Genomic DNA, 24,270 nt, shown 5'->3' with positions numbered 1-24,270 from the left:
CTGTGGTTCGAGCCACCGCTTTCGGCAGAATTTGCCGTCGGCCCGCGCCCCCGGCGCCGACGGGGGTAGCACGTCCCCACGACGTCACGCAGCGTCGGCTTCCATTTTCCGCCGGAGAGCGTTGGCCTTTTCCAGCGTACGGACGGGATCCCCGAAATGGCGTTCCAGTTCGGCGAGAGCCGCCTTGGCATCCTGACCGGCGATGAGATCGGCCAGAAGCTGGTGCTCGTCCAGCAGTGCGGCGTTCTCGCGATAGCCGCCCATCAGCATCTGGAGACAAAGGCGCGTTTCGGCCTGAAGCGTCGCGAAGGAGCGCGACAACCGCTCGCTGCCCGCAGCGTCTACGATAAGGCGATGGAACTGCATGTCGAGTTCGGCCAGCAGGGGCCATTCCCTGCGTTTCATCGCCACCTTCATCTGCTTGACGATGGCTTTGAGGCCGTTGACCACGACGGTCCGGTCCGGCATCCGCATGACACGCGCCATCGCCAGGAGTTCGAGGGATTTCCTGACGAAATAGATGTCGATGAGGTCATCCGTCGAAAGCTCTGGCACGAAGACGCCGCGATGCGGCTCGGAACGGAGCAGCCCCTCCTGTATCAGGCGCTGGATCGCCTCCCGCACAGGGCCACGGCTGACGCCGTACGAGCTGGCCAGTTCCATCTCGTTGAGCTGCGCGCCGAGGGGAAAGGTTCCGTCGATGATCGATGCGCGGATCTGCGCTGCGGTCTGTCCCGACAACGTGGTCCTTACCAGCGTCTTCGTAGCCCTGGGGTTCTTGTTCGCCGCTGTGCCCGCCATCATTCCTGCCTGTCGCATCCCAGTTCTACAATCCTAGTGTAGGACGTCCTGAATTCGATAGTAGGCACCCACAAAGGGCAGGAACCAGGGCGAACCGAAATGGCCTGGAATGGCTTTCCATTCCAGGCCGGCGAAGGGGTTGTTCTGTACCCGCCCGTCGAGCACCTCGGCCATCACGGTCCCCATATGGGTCGCCATTTGCGTGCCGTGCCCGCTGTATCCCATGGAGTAGAAAACCCCGTCGCGCTCGCCTGCGCGTGGCAGCCGGTCCGATGTCATATCGACGACCCCGCCCCAGCAATAGTCGATCCGCGCATCCGCAAGTTCGGGGAACACCCGGGCGAGCTCACGACGCAGGACCTTGCCGCTCTTCTGGTCGGACAAGGGATTGGAGACTGCGAACCGGGCACGGCCTCCAAATAGCAGGCGATCGTCCGGCGTTATCCGGAAATAGGTGCCGACGTTCTTGGAATCGGTCGCCATGCGCCGGGTCGGCATGAGCTTTTCGATCGTGTCCGGGGGCAGCGGCTCGGTGACGATGATAAAGGAGCCGATCGGAACGACACGCCGCCGGATCCAGCCGAACGGCCCGCTGTCGGAGACGCCCGTGGCGAGCAGCACCTGTCCCGCGCGGAGCGAGCCTCGCGGAGTGCTTATCTCGTGGGCGGTGCCTGCCAGGCGCTTCATCTTCGTGACCATGGCGTGCTCGAAGATATCGGCTCCGCGCGAAGCGGCAGCCTTGCCAAGGCCGCGCGCAAACCGGCCGACATGCATCCCTGCGCTCTTCTTGAAGACCAGCCCGCCATGGAAGGCGTTCGATCCCACCTCCGCGCGCAACGCATCCGGCCGCACCAGCATGGTGTCTGGATCGGCGTGTTTCGAGAGCACCTCGAAGGTTCGCTGCAGCTTGTCGAAATGCTCGGGCTTGGCTGCGAGCTTGAGTTTGCCGGTCCGCCTGAAATCGCAATCGATGCCTTCCTCCGCGACCAGCCGTTCGACGGTATCCACGGCCGTGTCGTAGGCGTGGTAGAGCGCGGTGGCGCGTTCCGCGCCAAGCGACGCCATCGCGGATCGAAAATCCAGTGCGAAGCCGTTGTTGCATTGCCCGCCATTGCGGCCGGATGCTGCCCCTCCGATGTCACCGGCCTCCAGAAGCGCAACGCGCGCGCCTTTCCGGGCAAGGCTCAACGCCGCCGAAAGGCCGGTGAAACCACCTCCGACGACCGCCACGTCATAGTTTCCGGTCACGGGGCCCGCGACGCCGGCTGTGAAAGCCGGGGCCGTATCCATCCAGTAGGATGCTAGCTTCATATGTCGCCTATCAGTGGGTGGTGATGTGGCCGAGGCCGGAGAGGCTGCCGCCATCACCGGCCGTTACGTGTTCTCGCCGATGCACGAAACTAGCACTCTGTATGATTGTTGACAATCAGAACGAAATGGTGATTGTGGTTTTTGGTGGGACGGGCGTTCGTAAACGAGCGGCATTGCAGCATTTCGTGCGCAGCAGCAGGAGCGTGCGACCCCGTTCGATAACCGCCGGTCAAGGGCGGATGGAGCCAATCAGTCAGGGGAACGACGATGCCAAACAGAGATGCGGACGCCTTCGAGGCGCTCCACCCAAGCGACCGCCGCAGGCTTCTCGAGAGCATCAGGCACGGCGCCAACCGGCGTGACGTCCTCGCCATGCTCGGCTTCGGCGGGATGGGCCTGGCCATGTCCGGCGCCGTCCTCGGCGGCGCGACGCGTGCTTTCGCGGCTGAACCCAAGCGCGGCGGCTCGATCCGCGTCTCCGGCTATGCCTCCTCGACGGCCGACACGCTCGACCCGGCCAAGACGTCCAACGCCACGGACTATGTCCGCTGCAATTTGTTCTACAACGGCCTCACCCGCATCGACGAGACCGGTACGCCGCGGTCGGCCCTCGCGGAAAGCTTCGAATCCAACGATGCCAAGGTCTGGCTGTTCAAGCTGCGCAAGGGCGTCACCTTCCATGACGGCAAATCGCTGACGTCCAAGGATGTGCTTTTCTCGCTCAAACGGCACGCCGACCCGTCGGTGGGCTCGAAGGCGCAGAAGCTCGCCTCGCAGATGGCCGAAATCGTCGCGAAGAGCGGCGACGAAATCCAGATCACGCTGACCGGCCCGAATGCCGATTTTCCGGCTATTCTCGGCACCAGCCAGTTCCTCATCGTCCAAGATGGGACGACCGATTTCGCCAAGGGGGTTGGGACCGGGCCGTTCAAACTTGCCGATTTCCGGCCGGGTGTCCGCTCGCTGGCTGTGCGCAACCAGAACTACTGGAGCAATAACGGCCCCTATCTCGATCAGATCGAGTTCTTCGGCATTGCCGACGAGCAGGCCCGCGTCAACGCGCTGATGTCGGGCGACGTGCAACTGGCCTCCGCGATCAACCCGCGGTCCTTCGCCGCGCTCAAGGGTGCTGGTGCTTTCGAACTGCTCGAGACCAACGCAGGCAACTACACCAATCTGATCATGCGTCTCGACGAAGGGCCGGGCAAGAACCCCGATTTCGTCCTCGGCATGAAGTACCTGATGAACCGCGAGTTGATCCGCTCCGCCGTCTATCGCGGCTATGCCGAGATTGCCAACGACCAACCGATCCCGGCTTCCAACCGGTTTCACGCTGCCCTGCCGCAGCGCCCCTTCGATCCGGAGAAGGCGAAATTCCATTTCGGGAAGGCCGGTGTCATCGGCTCGACGATCCCCGTCGTGGCCTCGACCGCCGCCGACAATTCGGTCGAGATGGCGACGCTGATGCAGCAGGAGGCCCGCAAGATGGGCGTCACGCTCGAGGTGCAGCGCGTCCCGTCCGACGGGTACTGGTCGAACTACTGGATGAAGTCGCCGGTGGGCTTCGGCAACATCAACCCGCGCCCGACCGCAGATCTGCTCCTCAGCCAGTTCTATCTGTCGGGTGCCGACTGGAACGAGTCGCGCTGGAAGAACGAGAAGTTCGACGGCCTCGTCGTTGCCGCGCGCGCCGAGCGAGACGAGGCAAAGCGCAAGCAGATCTATCATGACGCCCAGGAACTCATCCACGCCGAGTCCGGCGTCGCCATCCCTGTCTTCAACACCAATATCGACGTTCATTCGAAGGCGTTGAAGGGGCTGAAGCCGATGACGACAGGTCCCCTGATGGGCTACGCCTTCGGCGAGCACGTCTGGCTCGACGCCTGATCCGGGCACGGGAGCGGAATGGCAGCAGCAGAGTGCCATTCCGCTCGGCCTGGTCGGACGCGCCAGGTCTGACCGAGGCGTAGCGCGTCTACGGGATCCCGGTGGGTCGATTGGCTGGATTGCAAGGAACAGCCTCATGAACAGTCGGATGGGCCGGCTCATCGCCAATCGCCTGCTCGTATCGGTGGCGACGCTGCTCTTCGTATCCATCGTCGTCTTCGGTGCGACGCAGCTTCTGCCCGGCGACGTCGCGCAGGCGATCCTCGGCCAAAGCGCAACGCCTGAAGCGGTGGCCGGGCTCCGCACGGCTCTGGGCCTCGATCAGCCTGCGTTCCAGCGGTTCGTCTTCTGGCTCGCCAATCTCGTCACAGGCGATGCGGGCATCTCGCTGGTCAATCGGCAGCCCATCGGCGACCTCATCTGGAAGCGCTTGTCGAGTTCGCTCACTCTTGCCGGCATCGTCGCCGTGTTTGCCGTACCGATCGCGCTCTTTCTCGGCATCACCTCGGCCGTGTGGCGCGGGTCGATCTACGACCGGCTCGTCGGGATCGTGACCGTTTCCATCGTCTCGGTGCCCGAGTTCCTGGTCGCGACGCTGGCCGTGCTGGTCTTCGCCGTGCACCTGCAATGGCTGCCGGCGCTCTCGTTTCTCCCCGCCTCGGCGACATGGCCGCAGTTCCTGCGCGCGGTCGCGATGCCGGTGATGACCCTGTCCTTCGTCGTCATCGCGCAGATGGCGCGCATGACGCGCGCCGCCGTGACCGATGCGCTCCGCTCTCCCTATGTCGAGATGGCGGCGCTGAAGGGCGCCAGCCCGGCGCGTATCGTCATGCGCCACGCGCTGCCCAATACGGTCGGCGCTATTGCCAACGCGACAGCCCTCAGCCTGTCCTATCTGCTCGGCGGCGTCATTATCGCGGAGACGATCTTCAACTATCCCGGCATCGCCAAGCTGATGGTCGATAGCGTGGCCATGCGCGACATGCCCGTGGTCCAGGCCTGCGCGATGGTGTTCTGCGCGGTCTATCTCCTGCTGGTGACGACGGCCGACATCGTCGCGATCCTGTCCAACCCGAGGCTGCGGCACCCATGAGCGACATTGCTCACGATCCTCTTGAGCCGGCTCCGCGAACGGCGCCACGCCCCGGTTTCCGCATCAATGCAACCGGCGCGTTCGGAGCCGTCATCCTGGTCTTCGCCGCCGGCGTCGCGCTCTTCGGCGGCCTGGTCGCGCCGTATGACGCCGGTGAGGTCGTCAATTTCGAGGCCTTCGGTCCGATCAGCGGGCAATTTCCGCTCGGCACCGATTATCTCGGGCGCGACATGCTGAGCCGCGTCCTGCTCGGGGCGCGCTACACCGTCGGCATCGCCACGCTCTCGACCACGCTCGCCTGTTCCTGCGGTATCCTGCTCGGCCTGCTCGCAGCCGTCATCGGGGGCTTCGGCGACGCCGCCCTGTCGCGGACGCTCGATGCGCTGACCTCGATCCCTTCGAAGATGATGGCGCTGGTCCTGGTCGCCGGCCTGGGTTCGTCCATGCCGGTCCTGATCCTGACGCTCGCCTTCATCTATGTGCCTGGCTGCTTCCGGATCACGCGCGCGCTTGCCGTCAACATCGCGGCCGAAGACTTCGTGCTGGCAGCCAGGGCGCGGGGCGAGCGCCGGGGCTACATCATGCTGCGCGAGGTGTTGCCGAACATGACGGGGCCGCTCCTGGCCGATTTCGGCCTGCGTTTCGTCTTCGTCGTCCTGCTGCTGTCGAGCCTGTCCTTCCTCGGCCTCGGCGTTCAGCCGCCGCAAGCGGACTGGGGCTCGCTCGTGCGCGAGAATATCGGCGGTCTGCCCTATGGCGCTCCGGCGGTCGTCATGCCCGCCGTCGCCATCGCGGTGCTGACGATCGCGGTCAATCTCCTCGTCGACAATCTTCCCGGCCGCCGTCAGGCGGGAGCGGAAAAGGCCTGACATGACGAAGACCTCCACGACCGATCGCGTCAGCGTCAGGGGACTGCGCGTCGTCGTTGATGCCCCCGGCGGCGGCGAGACGGCGATCGTCGACGGCGTCGATTTCGAGATCCCGCGCGGCGAGGTCCTGGCCCTCATCGGCGAATCCGGCTCGGGCAAGACTACGATCGCGCTGGCCACGATGGGGTATGCCCGCAGCGGCTGCCGCATCCATTCCGGTTCGATCGACGTGTTCGGCACGCAAATCATCGGCCTTCCGCAGTCGGAGCTCCGACGGCTGCGCGGCAATCGTATCGCCTATATCGCACAAAGCGCGGCCGCCTCCTTCAATCCCGCGCGCACCATCATGGCGCAGGTTATCGAGAGCGCCCTGATCCACCGATCGATGACGGCCGACGCCGCCCGGGCCAAGGCGCGTGCGCTATTCGCCGAACTCGCATTGCCTGACCCGGACACGATCGGCGATCGCTTCCCGCATCAGGTCTCGGGCGGCCAGCTCCAGCGGCTTCTGGCCGCGATGGCATTGCTCAACGATCCCGATCTGGTCATCTTCGACGAACCGACCACGGCGCTGGACGTCACGACGCAGATCGAAGTTCTGCGTTCCTTCAAGAAGGCGGTGCGCGACCGCGGGTCGACCGGGATCTACGTCTCGCATGACCTCGCGGTCGTCGCTCAGATGGCCGACCGCATCGCCGTGCTGCGGGACGGCCGGCTCCAGGAGGTCGGCGATGTCGCGCAGATCGTCTCCGCGCCTACCCATCCCTATACGCGCCAGCTGCTCGCCGCAGCCGAGCCGGCCAGCCGCAAGGCGCCTGTGTCCGGCGGCGTGACAGCCAGTCCGGCCGAGCCGATCCTGGAGGCAACCGGCATCGTCGCGGGCTACGGGCCGCCCGGTCGCGGCGGGATTCCCGTCGTCAAGGCTCTCGACAATGTCGGCTTCCGTCTCGCCCGAGGCAAGACGCTCGGCATCATCGGCGAGTCCGGTTCGGGCAAGTCGACACTTGCGCGGGTCGTGTCTGGCATCTTCCCACCGGCCCGCGGGACCGTGAAGCTTGGCGGCAGGGAACTCCCGAAGGATCTCGCGCAGCGCTCGCTCGACGACCTGCGCCGAGTCCAGATCGTATTCCAGAACGCCGACACTGCGCTCAATCCCGCACAGACGATCGGCCAGATCATGGAACGACCGTTGCTCTTCTACCATCGCATGGCAGGGGTCGAGCGCACCAGACGCCTCGCCGAGCTCCTCGACATGGTGCGTCTGCCTGCCGCCGTCGCCGGCCGCCTGCCGAGGGAATTGTCGGGCGGACAGAAGCAGAGGGCCAGCCTTGCCAGGGCGCTGGCAGCCGAGCCCGACGTCATCCTCTGCGACGAGGTGACCTCGGCGCTCGACACGGTGGTTGCCGAGACCGTTCTCGATCTTCTTGCCGAGCTTCAACGCGAGTTGCAGGTCTCCTACGTCTTCATCAGCCACGATCTGGGCGTCGTCCGTGCGATCAGCGACGAGGTTCTCGTGCTCCAGCACGGGCGCATCGTCGAGACCGGCCCGACCGAGACGCTGCTGGCCGATCCGCGTGAAGACTACACGAAGCTGTTGCTCTCCTCGGTGCCGGAACTGCGCACCGGCTGGCTGGACGACGTCACCGCAAAGCGCACGCCAGCAATGCTTCAGACCACTCAGGGCGCCCCAGCGCATAGCTGACGGCACTACGGGTGACCATACGACGCGCCGGTCGGCCTCGGCGACCCTGGGGATATCGACTCCCAGCCCCAGCGCGGCCATCGACATCACCGTCAAGGCCTTGCGGCCGCCGCGATCCCCGGTAGCAGATCGGCGGGTGGCGCCGGCCGGCAGCACGATATGCCGTTGCCCCATGCCAATAGGGCAGGGCGTGTCATCCGCGCCTGCCATGCGATGCCGACAGCATTGTTGCCTGACTCTAGGCTGTTGCGACGCGGGCTACGCCGCCAGCAAGCCGGAGCCTAGTTGATGCAAGAACCAGTTTGCCATCCCGGTGCCATGCCGGGCCGCAGGGTCACTCCCGGCATTGCGCGCGCGCTCGGTCATATCGAACGGAATTTCACAGATAGCGTCTATCTCGAAGAGCTCGCCGCGCTGGCGGGCTTGAGCGTCTGCCGTTTCGTCACGGTGTTCAGGATGCAGGTCGGCCTGACCCCGCATCGCTTCATCTGCCATCGCCGCATCCGCTATGCGAAGGCGCTGCTGCGCGAAGGCGTGCCGATGGCGCAGGTGGCATTCGACGTCGGCTTCTTCGACCAGAGCCATCTCTCGCGCCATTTCAAGAACATTTGCGGCATCACGCCGGGCCGCTATCTCCGCGAGCTTGGTGGCGCGTCCCAGCACCGGGGGGCCTCGCGGCGCGGTTATCCCTACACCGCGATGCTCCGTCCGGACGATGCCTTTTCCAGCCGTTCTGCTCAGACCAAGGCCTCCCTGCCATGACCGTCAACTCGCTCGAAGCCCTCGACCGCAAGCACTGGGTTCACCCCGTCGCCTCCTGGGCGGGCCATGAGAAGCGTGGCGTCACCATCATGAAATCGGCCAAGGGGGCCTTCATCACCGATGCCGACGGCCACGAGTTGATCGACGGCTTTGCCGGGCTCTGGTGCGTCAATGTCGGCTATGGCCATGAGAGCATCGTGCAGGCGGCCGCGACGCAGATGCGCGAACTGCCCTACGCCACCGGCTATTTCAGCTTCGGCAGCGAGCCTGCGATCCGGCTGGCCGCAAAGCTCGGCGAACTGACGCCCGGCGACCTCAACCACATCTATTTCACGCTCGGCGGCTCGGACGCCATCGACAGCGCGCTGCGCCTGATCCGCTATTACTACAACGTCACCGGGCGCCCGGCGAAGAAGCAGATCATCTCGCTGGAGCGCGGCTATCACGGTTCGAGCTCGACGGGCGCCGGCGTGACCGCGCTGCCGGCCTTCCATCTAAATTTCGACCTGCCGGCCGAGGGGCAGCACTACATCGCCTCGCCTTATCCCTATCGCAATCCGGCGGGTTCTGATGACGCCGCCGTCATCGCGTCGAGCGTCGCGGCATTGCGTGCCAAGGTCGCTGAGATCGGTGCCGACAACGTCGCGGCCTTCTTCTGCGAGCCGGTGCAGGGTTCGGGTGGCGTCGTCGTGCCGCCGCGCGGCTGGCTGAAGGCGATGCGCGATACGGCGACCGAACTCGATATCCTGTTCGTGGCCGACGAGGTGATCACCGGCTTTGGCCGCACCGGCCCGATGTTCGCCTGCGAGGCCGAGGGCGTCGTTCCCGACATGATGAGCATGGCCAAGGGCCTGACCTCGGGCTACGCGCCGCTCGGCGCACTCGCGATCAGCGAGCGCATCTTTCGCGCGATCGCCGACAATGCCCCGGCCGGCGCGCCGATCGGCCATGGCTACACCTATTCCGGTCACCCCGTCAGCGCGGCGGTCGGGCTCGAAGTGCTGCGGCTCTATGAGGAGGGCGGCATTCTGGCGAATGGCCAGCGTTCGGGCGCTCATTTCGAGGAACGTCTCGCCGCGCTGGCCGACCATCCGCTCGTCGGTGAAGTCAGGTCTCGCGGACTTCTCGCCGGCGTCGAACTCGTTGCGGACAAGGCGACCAAGGCCAAATTCTCCCGCGAGGCGAAACTTTCCGAGCATCTCTTCGCGCGCGGCTATGCCAATGGCGTGATCTTCCGGGCTTTCGCCGACGACATCATTGGTCTGGCTCCGCCCCTGTGCTGCAGCGAAAGCGAGATCGATCTGATCGTCGATCGCCTGCGCCAGACGCTCGACGAGGTTTTCGCACTGCCGGAGGTCAAGGCGGAACTGCGTTGAACCGGATCCTTCCGGCATGATCCGCGCTTTGCTCCGCTGCGCCGAACCGTCTAAGCTCATGGAGTTGGCGGCACGGCGGCGCGGAACTATCGCAGTGATGAGGATATCGTCGTGACACCGGGCGTGCGGCTCGACCGCATCGACATGAAGATCCTGGTCGAGCTCCAGAACAACGGCCGGATGACCAACGTCACGCTGGCCGATGCGGTGGGGCTTTCGCCGAGCCCCTGCCTTCTGCGCGTGAAGCGGCTCGAGCAGGCAGGTTACATTTCCGGCTATGGCGCCACGATCAATCTGCAGAAGCTCGGCGAGACGATCACCGTCTTCACCGAAATCACGCTCGCCGACCATACCAAGGAATATTTCATTCGCTTCGAGACCGCCCTGCGTCGCGTCGACGAGGTGGTCGAGTGCCACATGGTCAGCGGCGGCTACGATTATCTCGTGAAGTTCGTTACGCGCGGGCTGACGCATTATCAGTCGCTGATCGAGACGATGCTCGACCGCAATATCGGAATCTCGAAATATTTCAGCTACATCGTCATCAAGACGCCGATCCAGAAACCGGGTTACCCGCTGCCGGCGCTGTTCGACACCTAAGCTAAGCGCCTCGCCTGCAGTGCCTCACCCCAGCGCCTGATTCACCACCCCGAACGTCCGGACATCGCCCTGCGCGCCGTGGCTGCGGCCACGGATCATCGTGGTGACGCTGTCGAAGATCGGCATCCCGCAGTCTTCGAGAAAGGCGCCGAACAGACCCTGCTCCTGCGTGGTATCGACCCGCAGGAACGCGCCCTCATGCGCCTCGACATGAGGGCGTGTCAGCGTGATCGCCATCGCATCGTCCTGCGCGACGATCGGTCCCACGACATGACCGCGCCCGAAGCGGCGGCACATCGCAAAGCCGACGGGTTTTTCGTTACGCTCCATGATCGTAACGGATGACTGGGCCAGCAGGGCTTCGATCACCCGCGTTCGATCGGCGCCATAGGCGAGCCGGTCGAGCGCTACGATCGCGTCGAGATCGCCGGGCGCGGCGATGCGCACGGGCTCGGTCGGCCCGGGCAGCGGCTTGGCCGGTTGGACGCGGCCCTGGTGTTGGAATATCCGCCCGACCGGCTCGAAGCCGAGCGATCGGTAAAGCCGATACCCGGCCTTCGTCGCGTTGAGGCGCAAATCGCGCGGGCCGGTCTGCGTGAAGATGGTGTCCATCAGCTGCCGGCCGGCACCCTGCGCCTGCAGGCGCGGCGAGGTGATCACCATGCCCACCGTCGCAAAATGCTCGCCGAAAGGCCACCACATCGCCGAGCCTAAAGCGCGGCCGATGGTGTCGCAGGCCACGAAACCGTGCCCGACCGAGAAGACGAAGCGCCAATCCTCCGGTCGATGCGGCCAGGCGACGCCGACCGAAAGCTGATGTGCCTGCCCCAGATCGGCCTCGGTCATCGGCCTGATGGCGTAGTCGTAGTCCAGTCGTCGCTTGGGCGTTCTGTAAGCCACCGCTGCGGGCCTCATCTGGAATAGAAGCTCAATATAGGTCGGGCGGCAGCTTTCGAGAATAGTAAAATTCATACAATACAGCAGCTTAAAACGATGCAAGCTGGCGGTGCGGGGTACGTTGCCGGTCGCGCCGGGGCCGACGCAGTTGGATGCGGGGGCCAGCCAAACTCTCGGCCGAGCGACAGGGGTAGACATGGCACTGCTTTACAAATCCGATCCGGCACGCGGCATCGAATGGGCGAATATTCTGGCGCAAAAGGCTCCGGAGCTGTCGTTTCGGATCTGGCCCGAGATTGGCGACCCTGCCGAGATCCGCTATTTCGTCGCCTGGATGCCGCCAGACGATCTGGCGACGCGGTTTCCGAATCTGGAGCTGCTGATCTCGGTCGGCGCCGGGGTCGATCATCTCGACCTGTCGAAGCTGCCGCCCGACCTGCCGGTCGCGCGCATGGTCGAGTCCGGCATCGTCGATGGCATGGTCGAATATGTCTCCATGGCCGTGCTTGGGCTGCACCGCGACCTGATCGACTATATCGCCCAGCAGCGGGATGAGGTCTGGAAGCAGATCCGGGTCCGCCCGGCCTTGACGCGACGCGTCGCCGTGCTCGGGCTCGGCATGCTCGGCGAGGCCTCCTGCCGGATGCTCAAAAATTTCGGTTTCCAGGTTGCCGGCTGGAGCCGCTCGCGCCGAGAGATCGAGGGCGTGACCTGCTTTGCCGGCCCTGAGGAACTGCCGGACTTCCTCGCTCGCGCCGACATCCTGGTCTGCCTGCTACCGCTGACCGACGAGACACGCGGAATGCTCGATGCCGAACTCTTCGCGCAACTGCCGAAGGGGGCCAAATTGGTGAACACTGGCCGTGGCGGGCATCTCGACCAGGATGCGCTGCTGGCGGCTCTGGACAGCGGCCAGATTTCGGCGGCGGTTCTCGATGTGGCGACGCCCGAGCCTCTGACCGAGGGCCACCCGCTCTGGCACCATCCGCGCGTGCTGATCACGCCGCATATCGCCAGCATGACGCAGCCGGAGACCGCGGTCGAGGCCGTGCTGGAAAACCTGCGGCGCCATCAGGCGGGCGAGCCGCTGCTGGGCCAGGTCGACCGGAAACGGGGCTACTGACGCCAGCCTTCGCATCCCCATGTCACAGCAACCGAAAATAGCGCAGCCTTCCACTATCGTGGCAGTATCAGGCGACCTCGCCCACGACCCAATCCGCAAGCACCGTGCAGGCGTCGAGGAAATCGTCGATCTCCATCGCTTCCAGCGGGTTGTGGCTGCCATGCTCATTACGCACGAACAGCATGGCGATGGGCACGCCCGCCGCCGCGAAGGCTGCGCAATCATGCGAGGCGGGGCTGCCGAGCCGCATCGTTGGGATGCCGTGGCGTCTGGCCGCGCTCTCGAATTCGGCCGCGATCCCCGGATCGACGGGCCCGACGGCGGCGCTGGCGCGGGCACCGAGCGCGAAGGTGACGCGCCGACGCGTCTCGATCTCGGCGATGGCGTCGAGCATCCGTCGTTCGACGCGTTCGAGCACGGCCGGGTCGTAGGCGCGCACGTCGAGGCTGAAGGCGAAGGCGCCCGGCACCGTCGTCATGCCGTGGAGGGCGGGATCGGTGTGGAAGCGCCCGAAGGTCACGGCGAGCGGTACCCCGGCCGCCTCCTCCTCTTCCCAGATCCGGTCGAGCGTCATGGCCAGTTCCGCCCCCGCCATCGCGGCATCGCGGCGGAAGCGTCGCGGCGTGCCGACATGGTCGTGCCGGCCGATGATGCAAGCGTCGGGATAGCGGAAATTGCCGGGAACGCCGCTGCAGATCGCCACGGGCAGCTTCGACGCGACCAGGCTCGGGGCCTGCTCGATATGGACCTCGAGGAAGGCGCGGATCGAGGCGGGGTCGAGATGGCGCTCGCGGCGCCGGATCGCATCCGGGTCGCCGCCGCAGGCGGCGATGCTGTCGGCAAGCACACGGCCGTCATCGATGCGCTTCGACGACAAGGCGCCTTCAGGAAGCGTGCCCAGCGCTGAGCGGCTGCCGATATACGAGACCTGGAACCAGACGCTCTCCTCGGCGCGCACGCCCATCGCCGTCACGTCGCAACGCGGCTGGAGGCCGAGCGCTCGCAGCGCATCGATGACGACGAGCCCCGCAATGACGCCGGCGGCACCGTCGAAATTACCGCCATGGGGGACGCTGTCGAGATGCGAACCCATCAGGATGCGGGGCGCTGCAGGGTTGCTGCCGCGCAGCGTGACATAGGTGTTGGCTGCGAAGTCACGCGTGACGTCGAGCCCCCGCGCCTGCACGTGCTCGGCGAGCAGGCGATGGCCGAAATTCTCGCCCTCGCCATAGGTGTCGCGCATGATGCCGGGATCGCCACGGCTGCCAGCGGCCAGATCGTCGAAGAACCGTTCGATCCAGGGACGCTGGGCTGCGATGGCGGCCCTTAGGGCGTCTGATGTGGCGGCAGGCATGGTCGGTCCATCGATGACATGGCGACGGTTGTGCCTGGCGCTGTCTTGGACGATCACGCGGCCAGCGTCGGGACCATGGGACTGTCTGTCAGCCCGCCTCCCTGCACAATGGCAGGCGCTATGCTGAATTCCGGGGTGACATTTGCTCGTTGAATACTGCCGCCGAATCCTCCGCGCAGCCAAGCTTGGTCGCGGTCTCGGCTGCGATCAGGCGGACCTCGCGCAGGAAAGCGTCCGCCGCGCGCGAAATCGGGCGCTTGCGCGAGCGAATGACCGAGGCCGTGATCTGCGAGGCCGGCGTGAAGCGGCGGATAGCGAGATTCTGGTGGCTGCTGAAGCCGGGCGACAGAGGATCGACGATCGCGACGCCTACGCCGCTCTCGGCCAGCACGCAGGCTGTGTTGCAGTAGCGTACTTCGACGGAGAACCGGAACGGCTCGCCCGCATCGGCGAAGGCCTTGCGCAGGATCGTGCCCATGCGCGTGCCCTGCTCGAGCGCGATGAAGTGCGACTCGCGCAGATCCTGCGGCGTGATCATCGTCTTGGCGGCGAGCGGGTGGTCGCGGCGCATGACGCAGACCATGTCGCCGGAGAAGAAGGTCTCCGCGTCAAGGCCGCGGTCGTCGCCAAGGCCCATGACGAAGCCGAGTTCCGCGATGCCGGTCTCGACGCTCTCGACGACGTTCTCGAAGCGCCTGATGTCGAAGGAGACGCGCACCTTCGGGCGCTTGGCCAGGAAGTTGCGCAGGGCCGGCGGAATGACGCCGTAGCCGAGCGGTGGCGTGGCGATGATGCGAACATGCCCGGCGCGGTTTTCCTTCAGATCCTGCACCTTCGCCTCGAAAGCGGCATGAAGCATGAAGATCGGGTCGGAATCCTGGCATAAGCCGCGCGCTTCGGCGGTCGGAAACAGCCGGTTGTTGATCCGCTCGAACAGCGGAAACCCGACCTGGCTCTCGAGATGCTTGATCGCATTGCTGACCGCCGGTTGGGAGAGGCCGAGTTCGTGGGCGGCTCTGACCGTGGTCTCGCAGCGAACGACGGCGCGCAGCAACTCGATCTGGCGAAGATTCATTATGTGCGCCCCGAATAGAGTCAGTCGACCCTATTCGATCAGCAAATCATGTGCCAGTTTCGACAGCGGCGTAGGGCGAACGCATGCTCAGGCTTCGCCGAGCAACTCGTGCAAGAAAGTCTCGGATTCGTGCTCGGCGTCGACCGGGGAATGACAGTCTCAAGCCCAGGGCAGGCTCGGCGGCGAGAGCTCGTCCACGGAGCGGCCGGCCCAATCGAGTGACGACGCCTTGGCCAACGCCCGGCGCTGCGCTTCCTCCAGACCGGCCGATGCCGCCTGGTAGTCCATCGTCGCGACCTTGCCGCTGGCCACGACCTGCCTGCCCTGGACGAAAACATGGGCGACGGCGCGGTCGGCGGCGGCGTTGATCAGGCTCTTCAGCGGATCGCGCGTCGGGCGCATCATCGGATGGGTCAGGTCGACCATGACCAGATCGGCCTGGGCGCCCTTGGCGATGCGGCCGATGTCGCTGCGGCCGAGCAGTTTCGCGCCCCCCAGCGTCGCCGCGCGGAAGACCTGTCCGGTGGTGACGACGGCATGGCTTTCGCCGGCGATGCGGGCGTAGACGCCGGCATGGCGAAGCTCCTCCAGCATGTTGTGCGGGAAGCTGTCGGTGCCGATGCCGATATTGACGCCGGCTTTCAGGTAGCGGCCGAGGTCGCGCAGCGTGAAGCCGCGCCGCCCGAACACCGTCGGGCAATGCGCGACGGAGGTGCCCGTCTCGGCCAGCCGACCGAGATCGGTGCGCGTCGGCCAGCGCACCCAGGGGTGGTCGTCGAGGAAGATGGCGTGAGCGATGGAGGCGTTGGCGCCGAGGAAGCCGACGCTGTCGAGCCATTGGATCGGCGAGAGGCCGCTGCGGCGGACCATCTCGTGGAATTCGGTGATCGACTGCCCCGCATGGGTCTGGATCGGAATGCCGCGTTCGGCTGCGGCCGCGATCGAGGCGCGGAACAGGTCTTCCGTGCAGGTGTCGATCTGGGCGGGGCAGGCCATGCCGGAAAGCCTGCCGGAGTCATGCGCCAGTGCCGCGTCGATGACCTGGAAGGCCTCTTCCATCGCCTTGCGTCCCGCCAGGTCGTCGAGTTCGTATTCGACGGTGTAGCCGTTGCGGGTGAACCAGCGACCGTTGCGGTACATCGGCGCCATCACCATGCGCAGTCCAGAAGCCGCGGCGCGGTCGAGCCAGCCCTCGCTCGGGAATGAGAGATCGACCAGCGTGGTGACGCCCGACATCAACAGTTCCGACCATGCGACATGGTTGAGATGGGGGATGCCTTCGGCATCGGCGCGGAAGAGCCAGAGGAATTCGTAGAGCGAGGAGTTGTAGAGCCTGGGCGTGCCGACCTCGTCGGTCATGCCCTTGTTGCCGGGCTCGCTCGACGGGTGGGAGTGGATGTCGACGAGGCCGGGCATGACCATGAAGCCACGCCCGTCGATCTCGCGATCGGCTTCGCCTGCGAACCCTTCGCCGACGTGGAGAATGCCGCTCTCGTCGAAGACGACGTCGAGATCGCGGCGATAGACATGGTCGTCCGCCGCAGGATCATAGGTGATGGCGACATCGGCGTGGCTGATGCGGGTGGTCATGATCGGGCGATCCTCAGGGACGTCAGCCGGTCTATGGAAAGGCGTCGTGCTCGGGGTTGACCCCGCTGCAGAAGGACTGAATGGCTTAGAGCCCTGCCGCCTTTTCCTGCGCGACGAAATGCTCGGCGATCTCCTTGCCGGTCGCGATCCAGACGTCGCCGTAGTCGCGGGCGCGCGCCAGGAAGTCGCGCATGATGCCCAGCCGCATCGGCCGGCCGGAGACCTGCGGATGCATCACCATCGAGACGAGGCCACCCCATTCGCGCGTCTGGTCGAGTTCGTCGTTCCAGATCGAGAGCACGTGCTCCTTGGGAAACATCGGGCGCGGCGAGAAGCGCTGCGAAAGCCCATAGAGCCAGTCGTCGAAGGACATGTTGACGGGCAGTTCGACCGGGCCCTTCGAGCCGTCGCGTAGCGTGTGGCGATAGGGGCGGATGTCGTCGCGGAACGACGAAGAGTAGGCGATGCCCTTGTCTCGGAGATAGGCGAGGAGTTCGTCATAGTTCTCGCCCGACGGCGCGCGATAGCCGACCGGTACGACGCCCAGTATGCGCCTGAAGGACTCGAACGTCTTGTCGATCTCCTCCTTGTCGACGGAGAAATCGTCGGGGTCCGGGCGCTTGTGCGAATAGCCGTGATGGCCGACCTCATGGCCGTCCTTGACGATCGCCTCGCACATCTTCGGGTGGACGTCGACGACCCAGCCCGGGATGAAGAAGGTCGCCTTGATCTCGACCGAGCGCAGGTAGTCTAGGATCTTGGGAACGCCGACACGCTCCTCGTAGCCGCCGAAGGAGAGCGTCACCAGCCGATCGGTATTCTTTGGGTCGTATTGCAGCCAGGCTGTCTCGGCATCGACGTCGAAAGCAGGGAAGACCGCACATCTGTTGCCGTTGGGCCAGGGAAATTCGGGCGCGGGATCGGAGAGGTTGGCGATGCGGTGGGGGAAATCGGTGGCCATCGTTTCGTCTTTCAAAAGAAAGGCCGCCGAACGGGACCGTCCGGCGGCTCATATGTCGATCCGATTCAGGGCTTGGCAGCGCCGTTGATCATGAGCTTGTCGACCTTGGCCTCCGACAGCTCCCACTTCTTCAGGACTGCGGCGTAGCTGCCATCCGCGAGCATCTCCGTGAACGCCTTGGCGACGGCGTCGCGCAACTCGGTGTCCTTCTTGGCGAAGGCGATGCCCTGGTACACCGTGGTGAAGGGCGTGCCGAGGATGGCGTAGACGCCCTTCTCCTGGTCCATCAGATAGGGCAGCGTCTCGCTGCCCTGCACCGCCGCGTCGAGCCGCTTCTGGCGCAGCTGGGTGCGGGCATCGGCGGAACCTTCCGTCCCGACGACCTCGAGCGCGGGCTTGCCCTTGTCCTCGCAGGTTTCCTTGCTCCATTTGGCCATCTCGCCGGGGAAAGAGGTGCGGCGGCTCGCGCCGACCTTCTTGCCGCAGAGCGCGGCAAGGTCCTTGAACTCGTCCTTGCGGTCGGCGTTCGTGTAGAACTGAGCGCCCGAGGCCAGGTAATCGACGAAATCGAGGGTTTCGCGGCGGGCCGGCAGGTCGCTCATGCCGCTCAGGATCATGTCGACGCGACCGGTCGTCAGTGCCGGGATCATGCCCTCGAAGCTGATCTCCTCCCACTTGATCTCGACGCCCAGCTTCTTGGCGAGCGCGTTGCCGAGGTCGATATCGAGACCGGTCAGCGTGCCGGTCTTGGGATCCTTGAATTCCAGCGGCGGATAATTCGGGACGTTGGCGACGGCGATCGTCTTCTTGTCGAGGATGCGCGCGGGCAGGGCCTGGGCGGATACCGCGGAGACGCTGGCCAGAAGGGCGGCGGCGGAGGCCGCGAGGAGGGTGGATTTCAGCATGGTGTTCACCTGTTTCTAGTGCCGGACGGCGTTGATGAAGGCTTTCGTTCTCGGCTCTCGCGGGTTGGCGAGAATATCGGCGGGTTTTCCGATCTCGACGATCTGTCCCTGATCCATGAAGGCGACGCGGTGTCCGACATCGCGGGCGAAGCCGAGTTCATGCGTGACGCAAACCATGGTCATCCCGGTCCCGGCGAGGTCGCGCATCACCTTGAGAACCTCGGCGACGAGTTCCGGATCGAGGGCGGAGGTCGGTTCGTCGAAGAGCAGCAGTTCGGGGCGCATGGCCAGCGAACGCGCGATCGCGACGCGCTGCTGCTGGCCGCCCGAGAGCTGGGCGGGATAGGCGTCGCGCTTGTCGGCGAGGCCGACGCGCTCCAGCAGCGACAGCGCATGTTCGCGCGCCTTGCCCGGGTTTTCCTTCAGGACCTGGACCGGGCCTTCGGTGATGTTCTGCAGCGCGGTCAAATGGGGGAACAGGTTGAAGCGCTGGAAGACCATGCCGATCGAGCGCCTCTGGCGTGCGATGGCGCTGTCATCGAGTTCGTAGAGCTTGTTTCCTTCGCGGTGATAGCCGACGCGCTCGCCCGAGACGAAGAGCGCGCCGCCGTCGATGCGTTCGAGCTGGTTGATGCAGCGCAGGAAGGTGCTCTTGCCCGAGCCGGAGGGGCCGATGATGCAGACAACCTCGCCCTTGTGGATGGCGAGGTCGATGCCCTTGAGAACCTTGAGCGTGCCGAACTGCTTCTCGACCTTCTGGGCGAGAACGAGCGGAGCGCCTGCGAGATGATCGGCGTCGATGGCGACGGCGGGGATGGAGGCGGGAACGGCGATCGTGGTCATGGGCCTCTCCTCAGCGCCCCGGCGAGCGGGCGACGCCGCGCTCGAAATACGCCTCGACCCGGCCCTGGATCAGGCTCAGCACCGTGACCACGATGAGGTACCAGAAGGCGGCGACGATCAGCAGTTCGATGACGCGCGAATTGGCATAGTAGATGTTCTGGGCGCTGTGCAGGACCTCGGCATACTGGATCACGCTGGCGAGCGAGGTCAGCTTGACCATGCCGATGAATTCGTTGCCGACCGGCGGCACGATCACGCGCATCGCTTGGGGCATGATGATCCGGCGCAGGAGCTGCAGCCGCGTCATGCCGATCGTCTGCGCCGCTTCGTATTGTCCCTGATCGACCGAGAGCAGGCCGGCGCGCACGACCTCGGCCGTGAACGCGCCCTGCTGGATGCCCAGGCCGAGCAGCGCCGCGACGAAGGGTGTCATTACCTCCACGGTCTTGACGGAAAACAGGCCGGGAATGCCCATGGTGGGAAAGATCAGCGCCAAGTTGAACCAGAGCAGCAGTTGAAGCAGCGCCGGCACGCCGCGAAACAGCCAGATGTAGCCGAGCGCCGTCGTCGACAGCACGGGGTTGCTGGAGAGCCGCATCACGGCGAAGACGACGCCCAGCGTGATCCCGACCAGCATCGCCAGAATGGCCATGACGATGGTGTTGACCAGTCCCTTCATGATCACCGGAACGGTCAGGAATTCGGCGACGTAATTCCACTCGATCTGCCCGACGACAAAAGCGTGGACGATCGCGGCGAGCGCCAGGCAGACGAAGGCAGCGCCGACCATCCGGCCATAGTGACGGCGCGGGACGACGACGAGGGTTTCAAGCTCTGCGGTCATTCTGCCTCGAACGGTGATGGGGCCAACCCTCGGTCTTGTCAGGCCAGAACCGGCTTGATGCCGAGCCGCGATCATATCGAATGATCCGCCGCAGGCGAGCGGCCAGCGGCGGGAGCGCTATGATTTATCGGCGCCGTCTATTCGCCGACTGAATAAAACATGCCGGGCCCTCTCTGCGCGAGGGCTCCGTCTCACTGGCCGGCGTCGATTGAGACCTCCGAGAGTGTCTGTCGTTCGAGACCGTAGGTCTTCAGTGCCTTGGCATAAGCGCCGTTCTTCATCGTTGCGGTCGTCGCCTTGGCGACGGCGTCGCGCAATTCGGTCTGCGCCTTGGTGAAGGCAAAGCCGAAGAGCGTCTTGTTGAGGGTATCGCCGATGAGGGCGTAGGCGCCGGGCTCGTCGGTCATCAGATAGGCGACGTATTCCGGCCCGAGTACGGCGGCGTCGAGGCGACCCTGCTTGAGGTCGAGGCGGGTCGCCGACGCGCCCGCCGTGCCGCTCATGGCGATGGCGGGCTTGCCGGCGGCGACGCAGTTCTTCTCGCTCCAGGCCGTGGTGACCGGCATGTAGCTCGTGGTGCGCGGGGCTCCGACGGTTTTGCCGCAGAGGTCGGCGCTGCTCTTCAGTTCACCGGTCTTGGTCGCCAAGCTGAAGGGCTGAGCGCCGGTGGCCAGATAGTCGACGAAAGTGAGTTTTTCGCGCCGTGACGGCAGGTCGCTGATCGCGGTACCGATCATGTCGATGCGCCCCGTGGTCAGCGATGTCATCAACTGTTCGAAGCTCATCTCCTCCCATTTCACGGGGATGCCGAGTTCCTTGGCGATTGCGGTGACGAGTTCGACGTTGAAGCCGACGCGCTCGTTCGTCTTGGGGTCGCGATAGGCCATCGGCGGGTAGGTGGATTCGATCCCGACGACGATGTGCCCGGCTGTCTTGATCGCAGCGGGCAGGGCGATGCCATTGTCTTGGGCGAGGCCGCCGCCTTGCAAGGCGATGGCGGCACCGAGAGTCAGGGCGCCGGTCGAAAGCCATTTGAACATGCTTTTGGCTGTCATGATCGTTCCCACATTTTTCGCTTCAGCTTGAAAGACCTGCGAGCACTTGAGGCGTCTCGACGGTGCTCGTCTCGCAAACGATCATAGTTGGCATTTGGCGAGCCACGAGCCGAAGCGATGCTGCTCGGCTATTATATTTATTCTGCCGATATTCAGCGCTCTTATATCCGGCCGGTCGGAATGACGCTCTCTCACGGGCGGTGCGCGAGCATGAGGGGCCGTGCATCCAGCCTGCATGCGAGTACGGTCCAACAATCCATTCGGGTCGGATCGCCGGGGCAAAAACCGTCATCGAGACTAGAGCCGGCACGGCAACACGCAGCGCCCGCGCTCGACTAAGAATCTGATTTACTTGAAGAAAAATGATGGTAGCGGGAGTGCGTAGCAACCAAAATAGCTACACCGGAACGGACCAAGATTTACGTATTGTTTCCGTGGGTTCGTGGGATGCATCGCTTGCAGCTTGACGTCGATTGGCCCCGTGCTTCGAAGGCGCGGTGCGAGCCCTCTGGATCAATCCGGCGTCAGCGGACGTTTTTTCCAAAGCGCCAGCCAACCCAAATCGCCAAGATCATGATCCCGGTTACGGTGAGAAGCAGCACCCGAACAGTCCTTCAGCTGCACCTCGATACTCCTGTTTCGAGATGCAGCTCAATCTGTGCGAGTGGGATTAGTAAAGGCTGTGTAACGGGGGTCGTCGAAAGCACGGCCTTGTTGATCGGCGTAGAGTTGCGACGAGGTCGTTTACTCCGGCTCGATGTGGCCAACGCAGACCAATTCCAACTCAGCGAGCACCATGTATTTCTGTTTGGACGACGGCGCGAGGGCGAGCTTGGACCTATCACTACGGCCGTCATGAGTGGTCTGGAAATCCCACAGAACGCTTGGTTGCTTGTTCTCGCGCTCGAACAATTGCCGCGCGCGCGTCTCGATTGTCGAATGCCGTGTCGCCATTTGAAATTCCGCCATCAGAAAGGCTTGCGTCGCAATTCTGCCGTAATTGAAACTTGTCGCTGGAGCAATTCAATTTCTTTGATGCCGCCTCGATGCGGCGATTGTCGGCGCTTATGTCGCAAAAATGCGACGACGGGCTGAAGCACGTTCATCGCCGATACTTGCACTGTCACCCCGATGACGAGCGGGACCCGAACCGCCGCCGCATCAATAAGGCGGCCGAGATCGCATTTTTTGCTCAAAGGTAGCGGAATGCGTGCTCTGAGTTGTTGGACCGCAGAACGAGCGATGCGCGGCCGCCAATCCACACTTTCATGCCGACCGATACTGGTGCCGCACTGATGGCCGCGCCGCCCGAGGACGATCCATTTAGAATGCGCGCCACATAGCAGGTGCCGTCCGCCAGAACGATCTCGGTCTTGTCGTGCCTAGCAGGCTTGCGAGGCTCCTCTCGCTGCTCCCCGATCTCAAGGTCCGCGCGGTTCGCTTGAAAGGTGAGCGTTGCGGCCAAATCCTCTCGCTTGCGTGGAGTGGCAGTTATCGACATGGCAAAACCCCCCTTAGTCCGTCGTGCCACGAACCCTTCCACGCGCCCGATCTCGTCGATGTAGGCCACAATACGCTCGCCGCGCTTCACCTCGACGTTTGCATGCAAGCTAAGCCCGCCGGGGGACATGTCTATTACGGAGCATGGGACTTCCTCACGGGTCGTAAGCATCAGGCGACCTCCGAGGTTGATCGGTACGCGGCGATGCCTTCGCTTATCGTCGCTCTTTGGAAACTGTTCCATCGGACCATTATTCCGATGACGAGTTATCGTTACGTAAACTGCGCTCGAACCCGCGTTGGCCCGCCGGCGTTCGATGCCAAGCGCATGCGCTGATGCGCTAGTCGATCTCAAAGACCGCATTCTGCGAGGTCGGGGGCACAGGACGCTGCGGCGGCACTAACCGCCTAGGTGGAGCCTTCCGCCAGTGTGTTGGCGGCCATCCTAGCGGGTCCCCGGCCTCGGTGAACCAGCCTCCCATTGGCTCTAGATCGTGCGGCTTGTGGTAGCGCGCTCGGGCCCTCTGATTGCCGTCCGTGACCTCTACGACATCACTGAGCGCCTTGCGGTCTTGCGGGGCTCCTAGGCTCCATCCAGTCGTCATCCATTCCCCCAGGCATATCCATCGCGTCGAAGCGCGCTTTCCAAATGCCGATCTGGAGCACATGTTCCGTAAGGACAAGGGCGCCCACGACAGCCAGATCGCGGCGGCGCATCGGTTTCAGGCTGACGCATTGGAGATCGAGGCCGCAGCCAAGCGCCGCCTCGCTGATGAAGTTGATGCAGGTCAGGAGCGCGGGGAAGTCGCTAAGGCCGGGCAGCCAAGTATTATTCCTGAACAGAATAATACTCCCACCAAGCTCACGGACATCGGGATAACGGCGGCCAAAATTCACGAGGCCCGCATCTTCCGAGACGCGGAGCTGGCCGAGCCGGGCATCACCAAGAAGACGGTGACGCAGCTCCTCGACGAGGGCACGAGCTGACCAAGGCGGCGGTCAGGCAGGCTCTTCAGCAGTCATTAACCTTCCAACCGCATTCTCTAGCTTCTCCCGAGACCAACTACCCCGTCGTGCACCCCTGCGCGGCGGGGACTTGCCTTGCTGCTCCTGCTTGTCAGGTTGCGCCTATGCACCGGCGCTGGATACTCTTCGATCTGGCAAAGTTTCGTAAGCGGGCACATCAGACGGGATCACAACCCACCGGTGTTTGCTGCGCACTAAAAAATGGGCGTCGGGTTGCAATTGGCTACCGTCGTCGAGCGTGCCGACGCGAACAAACCTCATGTCGGGGAAGGCTGGATGGTCTGCATAAAGCAGCACTTTGCATTCAGCGCATTGCCATTTCCGATCTCCAGGGGGAGTGCCACTTCGATCCGCATCTGACCACGATGCCCCACGTTCTTTGACCTCACTCGCGTTGAACATAGCGTTGACGGCAAATGCCGAGCCCGTAAGGCGCTGGCAATCACGGCAATGGCAGGCGTTCACGGCAAGAGGCCGGCCTTCGATCGAGTAGCGCAATCTTCCGCATAATCAGCCACCGTCGAGAACTTGGCTCATGTCAGAACTCCATCGACATCATCAGGCGATCATGCCTGCAAAAACGCCAGATCGCCGCTAGGCGACCGCGCCAATCGTTGCGGCGGCGCAAGACCACTCTTAAGGTTCGCCGCCAGCGGGAGCCTCTCCCCGCCGGCGACTGCTCTGCGCTTAGGGTCT

The 24,270-nt window shown here is 64.3% G+C and carries 23 protein-coding genes; 9 read left to right on the top strand and 14 right to left on the bottom strand.

The genetic code is table 11. The features are described 5' to 3' along the window. Positions 1-84 precede the first annotated feature (84 nt). Positions 85-819 carry a GntR family transcriptional regulator gene (locus tag AXW83_RS12390; RefSeq protein ID WP_236841893.1) on the bottom strand — a complete coding sequence of 245 codons (735 nt, stop codon included), beginning with the start codon at positions 817-819 and terminating at the stop codon, positions 85-87. A gap of 15 nt (positions 820-834) precedes the next feature. Beyond that, positions 835-2,112, bottom strand: a complete 1,278-nt coding sequence (locus AXW83_RS12385; protein ID WP_066613916.1) for an NAD(P)/FAD-dependent oxidoreductase — start codon at positions 2,110-2,112, stop codon at positions 835-837. Between the two features lie 267 nt (positions 2,113-2,379). Here AXW83_RS12385 and AXW83_RS12380 point away from each other — a divergent pair, with 267 nt between their 5' ends. From AXW83_RS12380 to AXW83_RS12350, 7 genes are all read left to right on the top strand, one after another. After that, positions 2,380-3,999 carry an ABC transporter substrate-binding protein gene (locus AXW83_RS12380; protein ID WP_066613912.1) on the top strand — a complete coding sequence of 540 codons (1,620 nt, stop codon included), beginning with the start codon at positions 2,380-2,382 and terminating at the stop codon, positions 3,997-3,999. 136 nt (positions 4,000-4,135) lie between these two features. Further along, complete coding sequence (locus tag AXW83_RS12375; RefSeq protein ID WP_066613911.1) at positions 4,136-5,092, top strand: ABC transporter permease; 957 nt, start codon at positions 4,136-4,138, stop codon at positions 5,090-5,092. Then, positions 5,089-5,961 (top strand): ABC transporter permease, encoded by an 873-nt coding sequence (locus AXW83_RS12370; RefSeq protein WP_066613910.1) that lies wholly within the window; start codon positions 5,089-5,091, stop codon positions 5,959-5,961. Before AXW83_RS12375 ends, AXW83_RS12370 begins: the two co-directional genes overlap by 4 nt. Position 5,962: 1 nt before the next feature. Continuing rightward, the gene (locus tag AXW83_RS12365) at positions 5,963-7,663 is read left to right on the top strand and encodes an ATP-binding cassette domain-containing protein (protein ID WP_066613908.1); all 1,701 of its coding nucleotides are present in this window, start codon (positions 5,963-5,965) and stop codon (positions 7,661-7,663) included. A 288-nt stretch (positions 7,664-7,951) separates the two neighbouring features. Beyond that, entirely contained in the window at positions 7,952-8,425 is a 474-nt protein-coding gene (locus AXW83_RS12360) for a helix-turn-helix transcriptional regulator (protein WP_210179667.1), read from the top strand. Continuing rightward, positions 8,422-9,801 carry an aminotransferase class III-fold pyridoxal phosphate-dependent enzyme gene (locus tag AXW83_RS12355; protein WP_066613906.1) on the top strand — a complete coding sequence of 460 codons (1,380 nt, stop codon included), beginning with the start codon at positions 8,422-8,424 and terminating at the stop codon, positions 9,799-9,801. Before AXW83_RS12360 ends, AXW83_RS12355 begins: the two co-directional genes overlap by 4 nt. Positions 9,802-9,924: 123 nt before the next feature. Further along, entirely contained in the window at positions 9,925-10,401 is a 477-nt protein-coding gene (locus AXW83_RS12350; protein WP_210179701.1) for an Lrp/AsnC family transcriptional regulator, read from the top strand. A 24-nt stretch (positions 10,402-10,425) separates the two neighbouring features. Here AXW83_RS12350 and AXW83_RS12345 read toward each other — a convergent pair whose 3' ends face one another. Beyond that, entirely contained in the window at positions 10,426-11,400 is a 975-nt protein-coding gene (locus tag AXW83_RS12345; RefSeq protein WP_210179666.1) for a GNAT family N-acetyltransferase, read from the bottom strand. A 94-nt stretch (positions 11,401-11,494) separates the two neighbouring features. On the opposite strand from AXW83_RS12345, the gene AXW83_RS12340 reads away from it, so the two are divergent. Continuing rightward, positions 11,495-12,421: a 2-hydroxyacid dehydrogenase gene (locus tag AXW83_RS12340; protein ID WP_066613900.1), complete on the top strand. Its 927-nt coding sequence runs from the start codon at positions 11,495-11,497 to the stop codon at positions 12,419-12,421. Between the two features lie 67 nt (positions 12,422-12,488). On the opposite strand, the gene AXW83_RS12335 is transcribed toward AXW83_RS12340, so the two are convergent. The 10 genes from AXW83_RS12335 to AXW83_RS12290 all read right to left on the bottom strand — a co-directional run bounded on the left by AXW83_RS12335 (position 12,489) and on the right by AXW83_RS12290 (position 22,720). Then, positions 12,489-13,775 carry a Zn-dependent hydrolase gene (locus AXW83_RS12335; RefSeq protein WP_066620394.1) on the bottom strand — a complete coding sequence of 429 codons (1,287 nt, stop codon included), beginning with the start codon at positions 13,773-13,775 and terminating at the stop codon, positions 12,489-12,491. A gap of 118 nt (positions 13,776-13,893) precedes the next feature. Then, positions 13,894-14,850 (bottom strand): LysR family transcriptional regulator, encoded by a 957-nt coding sequence (locus tag AXW83_RS12330; RefSeq protein ID WP_066613898.1) that lies wholly within the window; start codon positions 14,848-14,850, stop codon positions 13,894-13,896. A gap of 159 nt (positions 14,851-15,009) precedes the next feature. Next, a complete protein-coding gene (locus tag AXW83_RS12325) occupies positions 15,010-16,440 on the bottom strand; it encodes an amidohydrolase family protein (RefSeq protein ID WP_210179665.1) in 1,431 nt (476 codons plus the stop codon). Positions 16,441-16,525: 85 nt separating this feature from the next. Further along, complete coding sequence (locus AXW83_RS12320) at positions 16,526-17,401, bottom strand: polysaccharide deacetylase family protein (RefSeq protein ID WP_066613894.1); 876 nt, start codon at positions 17,399-17,401, stop codon at positions 16,526-16,528. A gap of 65 nt (positions 17,402-17,466) precedes the next feature. Continuing rightward, positions 17,467-18,306: an ABC transporter substrate-binding protein gene (locus AXW83_RS12315; protein ID WP_156639991.1), complete on the bottom strand. Its 840-nt coding sequence runs from the start codon at positions 18,304-18,306 to the stop codon at positions 17,467-17,469. Between the two features lie 15 nt (positions 18,307-18,321). Then, a complete protein-coding gene (locus tag AXW83_RS12310; protein ID WP_082767086.1) occupies positions 18,322-19,149 on the bottom strand; it encodes an amino acid ABC transporter ATP-binding protein in 828 nt (275 codons plus the stop codon). Positions 19,150-19,159: 10 nt separating this feature from the next. Continuing rightward, a complete protein-coding gene (locus AXW83_RS12305; protein ID WP_066613892.1) occupies positions 19,160-19,993 on the bottom strand; it encodes an amino acid ABC transporter permease in 834 nt (277 codons plus the stop codon). A gap of 191 nt (positions 19,994-20,184) precedes the next feature. Then, positions 20,185-21,048 (bottom strand): transporter substrate-binding domain-containing protein, encoded by an 864-nt coding sequence (locus tag AXW83_RS12300; protein WP_082767084.1) that lies wholly within the window; start codon positions 21,046-21,048, stop codon positions 20,185-20,187. Positions 21,049-21,792: 744 nt separating this feature from the next. Next, complete coding sequence (locus AXW83_RS12295) at positions 21,793-22,002, bottom strand: hypothetical protein (RefSeq protein ID WP_156639989.1); 210 nt, start codon at positions 22,000-22,002, stop codon at positions 21,793-21,795. Between the two features lie 238 nt (positions 22,003-22,240). Next, complete coding sequence (locus tag AXW83_RS12290; protein WP_236841946.1) at positions 22,241-22,720, bottom strand: PilZ domain-containing protein; 480 nt, start codon at positions 22,718-22,720, stop codon at positions 22,241-22,243. Between the two features lie 494 nt (positions 22,721-23,214). On the opposite strand from AXW83_RS12290, the gene AXW83_RS12285 reads away from it, so the two are divergent. Continuing rightward, the gene (locus AXW83_RS12285; protein WP_066613885.1) at positions 23,215-23,535 is read left to right on the top strand and encodes a hypothetical protein; all 321 of its coding nucleotides are present in this window, start codon (positions 23,215-23,217) and stop codon (positions 23,533-23,535) included. Between the two features lie 141 nt (positions 23,536-23,676). On the opposite strand, the gene AXW83_RS28245 is transcribed toward AXW83_RS12285, so the two are convergent. After that, the gene (locus AXW83_RS28245) at positions 23,677-24,039 is read right to left on the bottom strand and encodes a GFA family protein (protein WP_442855247.1); all 363 of its coding nucleotides are present in this window, start codon (positions 24,037-24,039) and stop codon (positions 23,677-23,679) included. Positions 24,040-24,270 lie beyond the last annotated feature (231 nt).

Origin of the sequence: Bosea sp. PAMC 26642 (assembly GCF_001562255.1) — a bacterium.
Taxonomy (GTDB): Bacteria; Pseudomonadota; Alphaproteobacteria; order Rhizobiales; family Beijerinckiaceae; genus Allobosea.
The sequence above is the reverse complement of the archived record's forward strand: the minus strand, read 5'-3'. Positions and strand labels throughout refer to the sequence as shown.